The 14,574-nt window shown below is 63.9% G+C and carries 15 protein-coding genes; 6 read left to right on the top strand and 9 right to left on the bottom strand.

The features are described 5' to 3' along the window. Nucleotides 1-6: 6 nt before the first annotated feature. The gene (locus EHW12_RS10920; protein ID WP_125052569.1) at nt 7-1,407 is read right to left on the bottom strand and encodes a nitrate/nitrite transporter; all 1,401 of its coding nucleotides are present in this window, start codon (nt 1,405-1,407) and stop codon (nt 7-9) included. A gap of 113 nt (nt 1,408-1,520) precedes the next feature. Beyond that, complete coding sequence (locus EHW12_RS10915) at nt 1,521-2,783, bottom strand: MFS transporter (RefSeq protein ID WP_019747810.1); 1,263 nt, start codon at nt 2,781-2,783, stop codon at nt 1,521-1,523. Between the two features lie 93 nt (nt 2,784-2,876). On the opposite strand from EHW12_RS10915, the gene EHW12_RS10910 reads away from it, so the two are divergent. Then, entirely contained in the window at nt 2,877-3,557 is a 681-nt protein-coding gene (locus tag EHW12_RS10910) for a FadR/GntR family transcriptional regulator (protein WP_003942319.1), read from the top strand. On the opposite strand, the gene EHW12_RS10905 is transcribed toward EHW12_RS10910, so the two are convergent. Genes EHW12_RS10905 through EHW12_RS10895 form a run of 3 tightly spaced genes read right to left on the bottom strand, consistent with a single transcriptional unit; the run spans nt 3,554 to nt 6,690 of the window. Beyond that, nucleotides 3,554-4,408 carry a TIGR02569 family protein gene (locus EHW12_RS10905; protein WP_125050608.1) on the bottom strand — a complete coding sequence of 285 codons (855 nt, stop codon included), beginning with the start codon at nt 4,406-4,408 and terminating at the stop codon, nt 3,554-3,556. The two genes, EHW12_RS10910 and EHW12_RS10905, sit on opposite strands and share 4 nt — an antisense overlap. 45 nt (nt 4,409-4,453) lie before the next feature. Further along, a complete protein-coding gene (moeZ, locus tag EHW12_RS10900) occupies nt 4,454-5,641 on the bottom strand; it encodes an adenylyltransferase/sulfurtransferase MoeZ (protein ID WP_125050606.1) in 1,188 nt (395 codons plus the stop codon). A gap of 47 nt (nt 5,642-5,688) precedes the next feature. Next, nucleotides 5,689-6,690, bottom strand: a complete 1,002-nt coding sequence (locus tag EHW12_RS10895; RefSeq protein ID WP_003942287.1) for a DUF3152 domain-containing protein — start codon at nt 6,688-6,690, stop codon at nt 5,689-5,691. Nucleotides 6,691-7,063: 373 nt separating this feature from the next. Here EHW12_RS10895 and EHW12_RS10890 point away from each other — a divergent pair, with 373 nt between their 5' ends. After that, nucleotides 7,064-7,735: a TetR/AcrR family transcriptional regulator gene (locus tag EHW12_RS10890; RefSeq protein WP_003942309.1), complete on the top strand. Its 672-nt coding sequence runs from the start codon at nt 7,064-7,066 to the stop codon at nt 7,733-7,735. 69 nt (nt 7,736-7,804) lie between these two features. Here the strand turns inward: EHW12_RS10890 and EHW12_RS10885 are convergent, their stop codons facing one another. Further along, the gene (locus EHW12_RS10885; protein ID WP_003942312.1) at nt 7,805-8,035 is read right to left on the bottom strand and encodes a DUF3107 domain-containing protein; all 231 of its coding nucleotides are present in this window, start codon (nt 8,033-8,035) and stop codon (nt 7,805-7,807) included. Nucleotides 8,036-8,142: 107 nt separating this feature from the next. Then, nucleotides 8,143-8,838 carry a ferritin-like fold-containing protein gene (locus EHW12_RS10880; protein ID WP_029255047.1) on the bottom strand — a complete coding sequence of 232 codons (696 nt, stop codon included), beginning with the start codon at nt 8,836-8,838 and terminating at the stop codon, nt 8,143-8,145. A 377-nt stretch (nt 8,839-9,215) separates the two neighbouring features. Between EHW12_RS10880 and EHW12_RS10875 the strand changes: the two genes are divergently transcribed. Both EHW12_RS10875 and EHW12_RS10870 read left to right on the top strand, forming a co-directional pair. Further along, the gene (locus EHW12_RS10875) at nt 9,216-10,820 is read left to right on the top strand and encodes a DEAD/DEAH box helicase (protein ID WP_030534998.1); all 1,605 of its coding nucleotides are present in this window, start codon (nt 9,216-9,218) and stop codon (nt 10,818-10,820) included. A gap of 9 nt (nt 10,821-10,829) precedes the next feature. Continuing rightward, on the top strand, nt 10,830-12,032 hold the full coding sequence (locus EHW12_RS10870) for a PQQ-binding-like beta-propeller repeat protein (protein WP_164490559.1): 1,203 nt from the start codon (nt 10,830-10,832) through the stop codon (nt 12,030-12,032). A 15-nt stretch (nt 12,033-12,047) separates the two neighbouring features. On the opposite strand, the gene EHW12_RS10865 is transcribed toward EHW12_RS10870, so the two are convergent. Next, complete coding sequence (locus EHW12_RS10865; protein WP_003940948.1) at nt 12,048-12,845, bottom strand: AAA family ATPase; 798 nt, start codon at nt 12,843-12,845, stop codon at nt 12,048-12,050. 71 nt (nt 12,846-12,916) lie between these two features. Here EHW12_RS10865 and EHW12_RS10860 point away from each other — a divergent pair, with 71 nt between their 5' ends. Beyond that, on the top strand, nt 12,917-13,540 hold the full coding sequence (locus tag EHW12_RS10860; RefSeq protein ID WP_080552758.1) for an acid phosphatase: 624 nt from the start codon (nt 12,917-12,919) through the stop codon (nt 13,538-13,540). 17 nt (nt 13,541-13,557) lie between these two features. Then, the gene (locus EHW12_RS10855) at nt 13,558-14,037 is read left to right on the top strand and encodes a GNAT family N-acetyltransferase (protein WP_003940724.1); all 480 of its coding nucleotides are present in this window, start codon (nt 13,558-13,560) and stop codon (nt 14,035-14,037) included. 42 nt (nt 14,038-14,079) lie between these two features. On the opposite strand, the gene EHW12_RS10850 is transcribed toward EHW12_RS10855, so the two are convergent. Further along, entirely contained in the window at nt 14,080-14,550 is a 471-nt protein-coding gene (locus EHW12_RS10850) for a membrane protein (protein ID WP_019747799.1), read from the bottom strand. Nucleotides 14,551-14,574: the final 24 nt, after the last annotated feature.

Raw genomic sequence — 14,574 nt, 5'->3', positions numbered from 1 at the left:
GACCGCTCACGCCGTGACTGCGACCTTCGCCTCGTCGACGTCTGTGGTCAGCGTCGACGGCTTGCGCAGGAAGACGAACCAGGTGACTGCGATGCAGGCGATGTAGAAGGCCAGGAACACCCAGAAGGCCATGGTCGCCGACTTCGCGGGGCTGCTGTACGACGCGCGCAGCACCAGGTTGATGCCGACGCCGCCCAAACCGCCTACCGCACCGGCAAATCCGATGAGAGCGCCGGAGATACTGCGCGACCACGTCGCCTTCTCGCTTCGATCCATGTGGTCGAAGCTCTGAGCCTTCGCCTCGAAGATCGCCGGGATCATCTTGTAAACGGATCCGTTTCCGATGCCGGAGAGCAGGAACAGAGCGATGAATCCGAGAACGAATGTCACCATGATTCCGGCGCTGGCGACGCCGGCGGTGTTGTCGTCCATCGTTCCGGCCGTCACGAGTATCGATGCCGCGAATGCCATGGCGACAAACGTCCACATCGTGATCTTGCCGCCGCCGATCCGGTCGGCCAGTTTGCCGCCGAGGGGGCGAGCGATCGAACCGAGGAGAGGGCCGACGAAGGCGATCTGTGCTGCATGCAGCGCGGCCGCGGCCGGAGTGGCACCGCCAGCGAGGAAGTTGATCTGCAGAACCTGACCGAAGGCGAAGCTGAATCCGATGAAGGAACCGAACGTACCGATGTACAGGAAGCTGATCACCCACGACTCGGAGAACTTGAGTGCCTTGGCCATCGAGCGCAGGTCCGACTTCTGGTTGCCCAGGTTGTCCATGAACAGCGCGGCACCGACGGCAGCGGCCGCAATGAACACGAGATAGACGGCGCAGACGATCCACGGAGCGCGGTTACCGACGGTGGCGATCACCAGCAGACCGATCAGCTGAATCATCGGCACACCGATGTTGCCGCCGCCGGCATTGAGACCGAGCGCCCACCCCTTGAGGCGTTGCGGGTAGAAGGCATTGATGTTGGTCATCGACGACGCGAAGTTGCCGCCGCCGATACCTGCAGTGGCCGCTACCAACATGAACGTGGTGTACGACGCACCCGGGTTCATCATCAGGTAGAGCGTGAGAAGTGTTGGCACGAAGAGGAACAGCGCACTCATGACGGTCCAGTTACGACCGCCGAACCGTGCGGTGGCAACCGTGTAGGGAATACGGAGGACCGACCCGACAAGTGTGGGCACTGCGACGAGGAAGAACTTTCCGGCCGCGTCGATGCCGTAGATATCCGTCGGCATGAACAACACCATCACGGACCAGATCGACCAGATCGAGAAGCCGACGTGTTCGGCTACCACTGACCAGATCAGGTTCCGCTTCGCGATGTCCTTGCCGCCGGATTCCCAGGCGTCGACGTCCTCTGCATCCCAATGCTCGATGTAATGACTCACCAGGGCCTCCTGAATATGTTGGAGACCCAAAGGTAGAAAACGGTTATTGCGCCGGTGCTGCGTGCGATGACCGCGAAGTCAATTGATCCTCACCCGGTAACAAGACCGGGTGTGAGCTAGTTTTTCGCAGGTGCGTGCCAGGAATCCTCGAGCATCCGAGGCTTGCATGCCTGGTAGGCGCCCAGGAGCACCACGATCACAGCGACGACGAGCAGGCCGAACGGCGCAGCGTATCCACCGGACACGTCGTGGAAAACGCCGAACAGGAGCGGACCGAGGCAGGCAACGGAGTAGCCGATGCCCTGGGTGAAGCCGGACAGTGCCGAGGAACCGATGTGCGAACGAGTACGCAGGTTGATCAGTGTGAGCGACATCGGGAACGTGCTCGGACCGAGGCCCAGGACGACAACCCACACGACCGGCGCCGCCATCGGGGCAAAGTACAGCCCGCCCATGCCGACCAGGTAGCAGACGGCACACGCGATCACGACAGGGAAGGGATTGGCCATGCGGGCGCACAGCGTCGGTGCACCGAACGCTGCGACGAGCCCGATCACCGAGAACATTCCGACCATCGTTCCGCCGAAGGCATCACTGGCTCCGGCGTCACGAAGGATCGACGGAATCCACGTGAACATCGAATACGTGATCAGTGAGGTCATGCCGAACATGCCGGCCATCCCCCAGGCCACGGGAGAACGCCAGACCTGACCGCGTGGCTGTTCTGCCACTGCCGCAACCGAATCCGATGCATTCTCGACGGACCCGGCTTCGTTCGCGCGAGCCTTGCGCGAGCGAGCGAGGGTGATCAACCACGGCACTGCTGCGGCGAAGCCGAAGGCGGACCACCAGCCGATCGAGAACCGCCACCCGAAGGCGTCGGCGACCGGGACTGCGACGAACGCCGGAACGATGGTGCCGATCTGCACGGCCACGATGTAGACCGAACTCATGGTGGCGAGGCGATCCGAGAAGTACCGCTTGACCAACGGCGGGATCACGACATTGCCGATTCCCATGCCTGCCAGTGCCAGAGCCGAGAGGGCCAGCAACGACCATGTCTGAGACATCATGGCGCGCAACAACATTCCGACGCCGGCCATGAGCATCGCAACGAGGGCCGTTCGCTCGAGCCCGATACGTTTCGCGATGGCGGGAGTGATGAGACCGAAGATGGCGAACATTGCGGTCGGAACCATGCCGAAGACACCGACGATCGAGGCGGAGAAGCCGATCTCGTCGCGAATCTCGGCCGCCAAGGGCGAGAACGAGGTCACCGCAAGTCGAAGTACGAGCGCAGACATCGCAATCGCAGCGAAGACGAGCACACGGCCTTGTATCAACGAGCGGGTTTCGGTTCTCTCCAGTTGAGCAGTCACCGGCAAATCATAGGATGACCGGACGAACTCGCACAAGCGCGGTAATCTAACGTCACATTCACACCACTTACCCGGACCCGAGGAAACAACCACGTGCAACCCGTTCGACGCGCAAGTCTCATCTCGCAGGTCACCGAACAACTCCGCAACGAGATCCGGAGCGGAACCTGGCCGATCGGTTCCAAAATCCCCACCGAACCGGAACTGTCGGAGCTGACCGGGACCGGTCGCAATACCGTGCGCGAGGCGGTCCAGGCGCTCGTACACGCCGGAATGCTGGAACGTCGTCAGGGATCGGGCACCTACGTCGTTGCTGTCTCCGACCTCGGTGGCACTCTCGGCAACTACTTTGCCGGTGCCCACCAGCGGGATGTACTCGAACTTCGGCGCGCACTCGACATCACTGCAGCCACCCTCGCCGCCGCACGGCGAACCGAAGACGACATCGCCGAACTGACGCGGCTACTCGAGCTTCGCACCGCGTCATGGGAGGGTCAGGACGTCGACGCTGCCACCACCGCGGACGTCGCCCTGCACCGAGCAATCGTCGCGGCCAGCCACAACGAGGTCTACCTGGAGTTCTACGACTCCCTGCTCCCGGTCATCGAGACCACGATCCAACAGCACATCGATGCAACCGGCGAAGGATTCCACTCGCAGCACGCGAACCTCGTCAACGCTGTCGTCGACGGGAACACCGTGGCCGCCTCGAACGCCGCACGCGAGCTGTTCGAGGGCCTGGTCTCGGACTTCGGTACCGGCGCCCCGATCTAGAGCAGCAAGCGCACGATGTCGGACGTACGGGCCAACCCCGGGAACGCGTCCGCCGTCGAGCGAGGATGCAGAACATGAACCGCCAAGCGGAACATCACCGCACGTAGAAGCATCTGCGGCCACTCGGGGAGATCTTCCCACCGGCCGACCAGTGCCTCGTCGGCACCGCCCCACGAGATCGCGTCGACCACAGCGACGGCGGCGGCCCACGCAGCCGGCCGCCAATACGGCGTGATGTCGGTGATTCCGGGCGCCGTACTGCCCGAGAACAGCACTGTCCCGAACAGATCGCCGTGCACGAGCTGGTCCGGGCTCTGCACCGGCTTACGCAAAGTAGCGAGCCCGGCGATCAGTTCCAGACTCTTGCGACCGTCAGGAGTGGGCGTCTCGAGTTGCTCGACGCCCTTCGCGATCCTCAGCGGAACCGTTTCCCAGGCCGCGCGATCAGCGGCGACGAATACGTCGACCTCGGCCCACGGCGGCACGGGCGGTTGAGCAAGGAAGCGCGGGCGCTCGAGCGAGGCCGTCGCCGCATGCAGTCGGCAGGACATCGAGACCACTTCGTCGTGACGTGGTTCCGGCGATCCGACGATGAAGGTGTCGGCACGCCAGCCCGAGACGACGTAACGACCGTCGGTCGAACGCACCGGTCGAGCCAGCCGAACGCCGTCGACTTCGAGGTTCTCTCGCACCTTCGCCGACCACGCTGCGCGGGCATGATCCGCGACTGCTGAAAGGACGACGTCTCCACACAGCCACCCGCCGTCCCAATCCGCACCGAGTGGGATGGGATCGACTTCACGGAGGCCGAAGGTGGAGCACACGTGCTGGGGAGGTTGGCCTGTGCTCACACCCCAACGCTACCGGTGCGCGGCGCCGCCTCCCGCGAGGCGCGCCTAGTAGACCGGCAGACTCGCATCCACCTGGTTCGCCCAGGCGATCGCGCCGCCTTGAACGTGGACCGCGTCGGAGAAACCGGCGTTCTTGAGAAATGCCAATGCCTCGGCGGAACGAATGCCGGTTTTGCAGTACAGCACTATCTGCTTGTTCTGCGGCAACGTCGCCAGAGCTTCACCGGACAGGATGCGGTCCTTCGGGATCAGCACGGCCCCCGGCAGATGCATGATGTCCCATTCAACAGGTTCTCGTACGTCGACCAGCTCGATCGACCGTCCCTCGCCGATCATGGCCTCCAGTTCGGGCGCCGTGATCGTCGAACCGACAGCAGCGGCACTCGCCTCTTCGGACACGACACCGCAGAACGCGTCGTAGTCGATCAAGGCGGTGACCGGCACGCGGGTCGGATCACGCTGAAGGCGGATCGTCCGGAACGTCATCGCAAGTGCGTCGTAGATCATCAGGCGTCCGAGAAGCGGTTCGCCGATCCCCGTGATGAGCTTGACCGCCTCGGTCGCCATGATCGAACCGACGGTCGCAGGCAGGACTCCGAGCACACCACCCTCGGCGCACGAGGGGACCATGCCTGGCGGCGGCGCCTCCGGGTAAAGATCGCGATAGTTCAGTCCCGCGCCGTCCGGGGCGTCTTCCCAGAAGAGCGAGACCTGCCCTTCGAAGCGGTAGATCGAGCCCCACACGTACGGCTTTCCCGCGATGACGGCAGCATCGTTGACGAGGTACCGCGTCGCGAAGTTGTCCGTACCGTCCAGGATCAGGTCGTACTCGGAGAACAGTTCGACCGCGTTGGAGTTGTCCAGGCGGAACTCGTGCAACCGGACGTCGACGTGCTCGTTGATTTCGAGAATCGACTCCTTCGCGCTGAGCGCCTTCGGGCGTCCGACGTCGGAGCGTCCGTGAATCACCTGACGCTGCAGGTTCGACATGTCGACCTCGTCGAACTCGACGATCCCGATGGTGCCCACTCCTGCGGCCGCGAGATAGAGCAGTGCCGGTGAACCCAATCCACCGGCGCCGATGAACAGGACTCGTGCATTCTTGAGCCGCTTCTGACCGGTCATGCCTACGTTCGGGATGATCAGGTGCCGACTGTATCGGGCAACTTCCTCCCGGCTCAACTCGGCTGCCGGCTCCACCAGTGGTGGCAATACGACGGGTGTTGCAGACACCGCGAAACACTCCTAGTTCAAGACGAGATCAGGGATTCTCGATCCGGTCACGCTCGGGGGTACGGCCACGGATTGAAGCGGCACGTGAGTCCGTTCATCGGAACGACGCCCTCGGGATCAAGCCTAGCGATGTCGTTGTTCGCGGTTCCGAAGGTCTGCTGCATCATGATCGGTGCGAGTCCACCTTCGGTCTCGCACGGCTGATGAGCGGCGTATCCGATGGCGTGGCCGACCTCGTGATTGATCTGATACTGCCGATACGAGCCGATGTCGCCCTGGAACGAAATGGCGCCTCGCACCCATCGCGGTTCGTTGAGCAGGACTCGGTCCATGCTCGGGTTGTAGCAGGATCCTTCGAGTTCGATTTCGTATCCACAGCCTTCGCGGATCGTCATCTGTGAGGTCAAGGAGATCCGGAAGTCCGGCTCGCCGGCGTCGACGCGCCGGAACGCGACCTTGGGATCGTTGGTCCAACTCTTCGGATTGGCCAGTGTCTGGTCGACCATGCGTCCGTACGATTCGTCTCCGCCGAAGCCGGTCGTGTCGACGCCGTCCTCGATCTCGACCGTGTACGTGAACTCGCGTTCGGTTCCCTGTCCGACCTTGCCCGTCGTACCTGGTACGACGTGCCACGTTCCACCCCCCGCGACGGTGAACGGACCACCGTCGGGAAGGGCACCGGACGGTATCGACGAGGCAAAAGTTCCGTCTCCGGCCGGTGGGGCACCGATGACATCGGTTCCGTCGGTGCTGTGCGCGAGGTCGGCGGTGGCCGACGTCTTGCTCGCGGAGTCTGTGGCGTCCGGCCGCACCGCATCGACGATCACAAGAATGGTGAGCACCACGAGAACCGGAATCGCGTAGGCCCGCCAACCGTAGGTCGAGACGAAGCGCCCGAGCTTGCTCTGCTTTCGCGCTGCCCGGTCCGGTCGCGGATTACGCGGGGTTCGGCCCACTTCTCGTTTGGTCGGATCCCATTGGGCGCGCAAAGGCTGATGGGAGGAAATGCCGCGATAGTCGCGTTCGCCGTAGGCACGATCATCCGGCACCTCCGGCCGACGTTCGTCGCGAGGCGCTCCAGTTCCGCTACGCATTCGACGTTCCTCACGTTCAGGGTTCTGCGTAGTTCGTCCACGCATGCGCGGTCCCCCTGGGTCAGTCACGTCGTCCAGAATCTCACACACGGCAAGTCGCTCGCCCGGGCTGACCGAAACTTGCTGGTCCTGGCGTGTCATGGCAGCCCGTCCTGTAACGAGAAAGACCGCTGGTCTCGCTCACCGAGGCACGCGCGACTCGCCCGGGCGACACACGGTATCGTTCATTCGGCTACGACCGGTGTGACGGAGGATACTGGCGGGTACGCACACGCGACTCGCGGATCCGCGCGCCGACCGAATTACTTTTGCTCAGATTGGAAGCGACATGACAGAACTCGCGGATCGGACTGACTCCGATCGCGGTACAACGGCTGGCAAGCCTGCCGGAACACGTCGCAGCACCCGCCTCCCGCGCGATGCGCGCCGCCTCCAGCTCCTCGCAGCTGCAAGTGAGGTATTCGTTGCGAACGGGTACCACTCGGCCGGCATGGACGAGATCGCCGAATGTGCCGGTGTCAGCAAGCCAGTTCTGTACCAACATTTCCCAGGCAAACTCGAACTGTACGTCGCAGTCCTGCAGAGTTACGTCGACAGCCTCATCTCGGGTGTACGCCAGGCCCTGCGATCGACGACGGACAACAAACAGCGTGTCCGCGCCGCGGTCCAGGCGTTCTTCGACTTCGTCGACAACGACTCCCAGGGCTTCCGCCTGGTGTTCGAGTCCGACATCATGGGCGAACCTCAGGTCCAGACACGCGTCGAACAAGCCACCGAAGCCTGCGTCGACGCCGTGTTCGACCTGGTGAGTCAGGATTCCGGACTCGATCCGTACCGCGCGCGCATCCTTGCGGTCGGTCTTGTCGGTGCCAGCCAGTTCACTGCGCGGTACTGGCTCGAGGCCGCGCGGCCGATCCCGAAGGAAGAAGCCGTGGAAATCACCGTGACCCTCGCGTGGGGCGGTCTCTCACACGTGCCGCTGCAAGCCGAAACGAAGTAACCGGAACCCGAACGAGAATGGGCGGGCAGTCTCACGACTGCCCGCCCATTCTGCTGTTACGGCTACGCGTCAGACGGTAGGCGCGAATCCGACCTTGCGGATATCGGACGGACCGATCTCCACGTACGCCACACGAGAAGCCTGCACCAGGAACTTGCGGCCCTTGTCGTCGACGAGAGCCAGAACCGGCTCGCGGCCACCGAGGACAGCCGCGACCAGTGTCTCGACCTCGTCAGGGGTCTGTTCGCTGTTGACGATGAGCTCACGCGGGCTGTCGATTACACCGATCTTGACCTCCACGGTCAACCTCCGAACTGTTCGTGAATTACATCCGTTGTCGACGCAAGGCTAATGCAGCAACGACCGCCCACGCTCCTCTGCACGCTGTGCCCAGAGCGAACAGGCACCTAGACGAGTCCGAGAATCGCCATCCGCTCGGCATGCTTTGCCTGCATGCCGTCGAACAACGCGACAACTCCGTTGAGGTCGCCGGAGGCGGAGATCACCAGATCGGTGAGATCTTCACGCTGCGCCAGCACGAACTGTGCCTGCGTGATTGCTTCGCCCAGAAGACGGCGTCCCCACAGCATCAACCGGTCCTTGGCGCGAGTACTGGCCTCCACTGCTGCCTTCACCTCGAGCACCACGAACTCCGAGTGGCCCGTCTGGGACAGCACGTCCTCGACGATTTCCGCGACATCCGCCGGGAGGGAGTGCCCGATCTCGCGATAGAAGTCGGCAGCGATTCCGTCGCCGACGTACGCCTTCACGAGCGATTCCAGCCACGTCGACGGTGTCGTCGACGCGTGATAGTTGTCGAGAGCTCGAACGAACGGGTCCATGACGGCGAAGATCTCGTGGCCACGTTCCGTCAACGCCGTTTCCAGAGTCTCGAAGTGGTCCATCTCGGCGGCGGCCATGCTGGCGAACGCCACCTTGCCTCGCAGGTCCGGTGCCATTTGTGCGTCCTCCGCCAAGCGGTAGAACGCCGAAATCTCGCCATACGCGAGAACGGCAAACAAATCGATCACGCCAGGGTGATCGGAAGCGACTCGGCCTCCGGTTCCAGCGTCCGTCGAAGCATCAAGATCGTGTGCGCCCATGACTACGAACTGTAGTGCTTCGACGGCCGACGCGACCGGCAAGGACCGCATGTCCGATTCGGTGATCTTCGACATGTCATCGCGAGGGACGGACAACGTGCAGCTACAATGGTCTTGGGAGTTCGCCAGTTCCCCCGGGCCATTTGGTTAGCCGGGACGGCTGTATTCACACGAACCCCACCGATAATGTGCGCGCACCTGCATCGACGGTTGTCGCCCGCTTCGCCGAGATCTCCGGACGGTTCGAATTCGTCCGAGTGGAATTCAGTGCTGAGGCGTAGGCATGACCGAAGAAAAAGAGGGCATCGACATCGGCCGACTTACGGCCTGGCCCCTTACCTTGTGCGTGCGTACCGCCACGAGGAAAGGCTAGTCCCCTGAGCAAGATCACTGTCGACCACGAAGACGAAGCAACCGAGAACACCGTTTCCGTCCAGCTCGACGACACCCATGTACCCCCGAGCTTCGCCGAACTCGGTGTCCGCGACGAAATCGTCCGCGCACTGAACGAGATCGGCATCGAGCGCACCTTCGCCATCCAGGAACTCACCCTTCCGTTGGCTCTCGCCGGTGACGACCTCATCGGTCAGGCCCGCACCGGAATGGGCAAGACCTTCGGTTTCGGCGTCCCGCTCCTGCATCGCATCGTCACCGCCGAGAACGGCACAGCTGTTCTCGACGGCACGCCCCGCGCTCTGATCATCGTTCCCACCCGCGAGCTGTGCATCCAGGTTGCCCGCGACCTCGAGAACGCCAGCAAGTACCTCCGGGTCGGCGACCGCGGTCTCCAGGTTCTGCCCATCTACGGCGGCCGTCCGTACGAGGCGCAGATCTCGGCACTCCAGAAGGGCGTCGACGTTGTCGTCGGCACCCCGGGTCGCCTGCTCGACCTCGCCAACCAGTCGCACCTGATCCTGGGCAAGGTGGGCGTTCTCGTCCTCGACGAGGCCGACGAAATGCTCGACCTGGGATTCCTCCCCGACATCGAACGCCTCATGGGCATGGTCCCCGACAAGCGTCAGACGATGCTCTTCTCCGCGACGATGCCCGGCCCGATCATCACCCTGGCTCGCACCTTCCTGACGCAGCCGACGCACATCCGCGCCGAAGAGGCCGAATCCTCCGCGGTGCACGATCGCACCAGCCAGCACATCTACCGTGCACACGCGCTCGACAAGGCCGAGATGGTCGCCCGCGTCCTGCAGGCCGAAGGCCGCGGCGCGACGATGATCTTCACCCGCACCAAGCGCACAGCCCAGAAGGTGGCCGACGATCTCGCGGAACGCGGCTTCTCCGTCGGTGCCGTCCACGGTGACCTCGGCCAGATCGCCCGTGAAAAGGCGCTGAAGGGCTTCCGTAACGGCAAGGTCGACGTTCTGGTCGCCACCGACGTCGCTGCCCGCGGTATCGACATCGACGACGTCACCCACGTCATCAACTACCAGTGCCCCGAGGACGAGAAGACCTACGTCCACCGCATCGGTCGTACCGGCCGCGCCGGACGCACTGGCATCGCCGTCACGCTGGTCGACTGGGACGACATCCCTCGCTGGCAGCTCATCGACAAGGCACTGAGCCTCGGAATCCCCGACCCGGTCGAGACCTACTCCAGCTCGCCGCACCTCTACGAAGAGTTGTCCATTCCGGCCGATGCCAAGGGCACTGTCCGCAAGGCCAAGGCCGCCCCTGAGAAGGCAGCAACGGACAAAGCAGCAACGGACAAAGCAGACGCGCCGAAGTCGACCGACTCGGACGGCAACGAAGAGAAGGCCGCTCCCCGCCGCAACCGGACCCGTCGCCGCACCCGCGCCGGCGCTTCGACCGACGCCGCGACGTCCACCACCGCCGGCGCCACCACAGCTCCCCCTTCGGCACCCGCGGCAACCGCTGCCGAGAACTCGGACGAAGACGGAGCGGCCAAGCCGCGTCGCCGTCGGCGTCGTCGCCCCGCGGCTTCCGCGACGGCAGGCGCCGCAGAGTAAGCTGCCGATGTGCTGGCTCCCGAAAGGCGTACTCGCTCAGATGTGATCGGTGCGCTGGCAATCGCGCTGGCCGTAATCGTGGCGGTGACCGTTGTGTGGTTGCGCAGTGATGCGCGCGGAACCACCTCGGTCACCGCTGAATCTCCACTCCCACCTCTGTCGACGTCGGTGTTGTTACCCGACATCCTGAAACAGACGTGGGAATCTCCGAGTGCCGACTCGACGGCACCGATCACCGTCGGAAATGCCGTCGTCACCGCCGACGGCACCGAGGTGATCGGCCGCGATCCGGCAACGGGCGAAGAAGTGTGGCGATACGCGCGCAACATTCCGCTGTGCGGCGCGATCGGTTCGTGGGATCGCGTCGTCAGCGTCTATCAGGATGATCGCGGTTGCTCTCAGGTCACGTCACTGGTCGCCGACACCGGCGCCCGAAAGGACCAGCGCAACAGCGACGCCGATTCCGCGGTCAGCCTTTCAGCGGACGGCACCTACCTGATTTCGCGCGGCAGTGAGCGAATGGAGCTGTGGCGCTCGGACCTCGTCCGAACCCTCGAGTACGGCCGGGTCGACGCGAAGGTCAACCCCAACAAGCAACCCCGCACCGGATGCACGCTGCTCGACGCTGCGTCGAGCGCCAACCGAGTCTCGGTACTCGAACGCTGCCCCGGTGAAGCCTCCAACAGGTTGACGGTGATGAATCCCGCACCCAAGGACGCCCAGGAACCCGAAGAGTACGGATCCGCGATTCTCCTCGACTCCGAGGGCGCCCGCCTGCTTGCCGTGGCCGGCGAAAAGACGGCGGTCTATCTCCCCGCAGCCAACGGAACCGTTTCTCGCATCACCATTTTCGACGGAACCGGCAATCCGATCGTCGACTATCCGATCGAGGGAACGGTGACCGAAGGCGCCCGCACCCACGCCGACAAGGCTTCGATCACGTGGTGGACCGGCTCGCAGACCGTCAACCTGCGCCTGAGCGATCTGGCTCCGACGTGGATCGTCAACGGAACGTCAGGACCCGGAAGCATGGTTGCCGGTCAGATGCTCATCCCGGTTCCGGGCGGCATTGCAGCCGTCAGTCCGTCGGACGGAGCGGTGCAGCGCATGATCGCAGTCGACCGCGGTGAGACGACGACGCCGATCGTGCTCGCCAGTGCGGGCGAGACGATTCTGGAACAGCGCGGCGATACCTTGTTCGCGCTGCGCTAGAAGCTCTCGCCTTCCTCAGAGCGCCAGTTCCGGCGCGAAAGTCACGACTTCATTTCCAGCCCAATGCTTTACGAGATTGTCGGCGAGTTCCCGATAGGCATCCGCGCCCTTGTTCTTTCGTCCGGCGAGGACCGTCGCGCCCGACGCGGACGCCTCGGCGAACTTGACGGTGCGTGGGATCGGAGGCGCCAGAACGGCCAGGGAGTAGCGGTCGCTGACATCGGCGAGCACGTCGCGACTGTGCGTGGTTCGAGCGTCGTACAGAGTCGGAAGTGCGCCGAGCAGAACAAGATCCGGGTTGGTGATGGCTTGGACTTCACGAACCGTACGCAGCAGCTGTCCGACGCCGCGGTGTGCGAGGGTTTCGCATTGCAGTGGAACCAGAACCGACTGCGCCGCAGTCAATCCGTTGAGTGTGAGCACACCCAACGACGGTGGGCAGTCGATGATGATGACGTCGTAAGAGCCCAGGAGCGGAGACAGCGCCCGCTTGAGCGCGAACTCTCGACCGGGTCGCATCAGGAGCAGCGCTTCGGCGCCCGCGAGATCGATCGTGGCCGGCAGGAGATCCATACCGTCGTCCGTCTTCAGCACGGCGTCGACCGCGTCGAGATCACCCGCCAGGACCTCGTTGACCGAACGCTCGAGGCGATCCGGGTTGTGTCCGAGCGAGAACGTCAGGCAGCCCTGCGGGTCGAGATCCACCACCAAGACTCGTTGTCCGAGCGCGGACAAAGCCGCACCGAGAGAAGCGACGGTAGTGGTTTTAGCCACGCCGCCCTTTTGATTCGCCACTGCGAGAACCGTCGTCACACGTAGATCCTTGCGCACTTCGCGCCAGGAGGCGAGCTACACACGCGAGGCAGCCTGCAATGATGGTCGACATGACGTCCCAGTCCGCCCCCTCGTCGATCCCCCTCGGTGCTCGCGTCGTACTCATGCGACACGGTGAAACCGAGTGGGCACGCACCGGGAAACACACGGGCCGGACCGAGGTTCCGCTGACTCCGCTCGGCGAGATGCAGGCAACCGCGACCGGAAATCGCTTGCGAACCCTCGACCTCCGGAACCCCATGATTCTGACGAGTCCGCGGCTGCGCGCACAGTTGACGGGCGATCTCGCCGGCCTGCCGGAAGAGCGAACCTGGGATGCACTGTCCGAATGGGACTACGGCGACTACGAAGGCCTCACGACGCCCGAGATCCGCGCAACGGTGCCCGATTGGACCGTCTGGACGCACCCGTGCCCCGGCGGCGAGCAGGCCGATCAGATCCACGCCCGCACCGACATGGTGCTGTCGATGGTGCGTTCGCAACTACCCGAACGCGACGTGATCCTGATCGGGCACGGCCACTTCTCACGCGCACTCATCGCCCGCTGGCTCGAGCTCCCGGTGACGGAAGGAAAGCGTTTCGCCTTGTCCCCCGGCGCATACTCGGTTCTCGGTTACGAGCACGGCGCCACCCACCTCGTCCATCACAACGTGCCGCCGCTCGTCGAGGCTTGAGGCCTAAGATTCTCCCTATGATCCGACGCGCCACGCCCGCAGACGTCCAGCCGATCACCGACATGATCTACGAGTTGGCCGACTACCAGAAGGCCCTCGACGAGTGCACCGTGAAGGCGGAACAGATCGGCGAGGCGTTGTTCGGGCCGGCCGCGACGGCCTTCGCGCACGTCGCTGTGAATTCGGCCGACGACGTCGTCGGCATGGCGTTGTGGTTTCGCAATTTCTCGACGTGGGACGGCGCTCACGGCATCTACCTCGAAGACCTGTACGTCAAGCCCAGTCAGCGCGGATCAGGCCACGGGAAGGCTCTTCTGGCCGCGCTCGCCAAGGAGTGCACCGACAACGACTACACCCGGCTGTCCTGGTCGGTGCTCAACTGGAACACCCCCTCGATCAAGTTCTACGAGTCACTCGGCGCCGACGCGAAGACGGAGTGGACCACGTATCGCCTGACCGGTACTCACCTCGGAGCTCTCGCCGCCGAAGCTGAGTAGAGCGGAAGCTGAGTAGGTCTGAAGCAGCATAGGCGTTCCGTCCTACTTGTCCCGCGGCTCTTCGGTCTCGTCCGGGCGTCCTTCTTCCGGCGACACCTCATCTGCGTACGCTCCGTACTCCGCTGCCATCCATCGAGACGTCGGAGCCGAGAACAGGCAGCCCAGAGCGCCGAGAACGACGACACCCAGAACGATGCCGAGCGGCACCTGATGCGAATCGGTCAGGAGCGACCAGGCGACCGGCAGGAGCAGCAACTGCGCGACGACGGCGATGGCCCGGCCCCACCGGCGGCCCGTCAGCAAAGCGATACCGGCAGCCAACACCGCGCCGCCGAGGATCGCGACCCACGCGGCAAATCCGTATCCGTTGGTGACGCTCTGATCGTGGCCGGTTGCACCGCGAATCACTGCGACGATCGCGAACCCGGCGGCAACCAGCCCTTGAAGCGTCACGAGGGCACCTGCCCATGTGACTGTCTTGGGCAGGGCGTTCGGACTGGCGGTATTCGGCACGAGGCCAGCCTAGAACACGACACC

Origin of the sequence: Rhodococcus sp. NJ-530 (assembly GCF_003860625.1) — a bacterium.
GTDB lineage: Bacteria > Actinomycetota > Actinomycetes > Mycobacteriales > Mycobacteriaceae > Rhodococcus_F > Rhodococcus_F qingshengii.
This window is presented reverse-complemented; position numbering and strand designations above follow the sequence as displayed.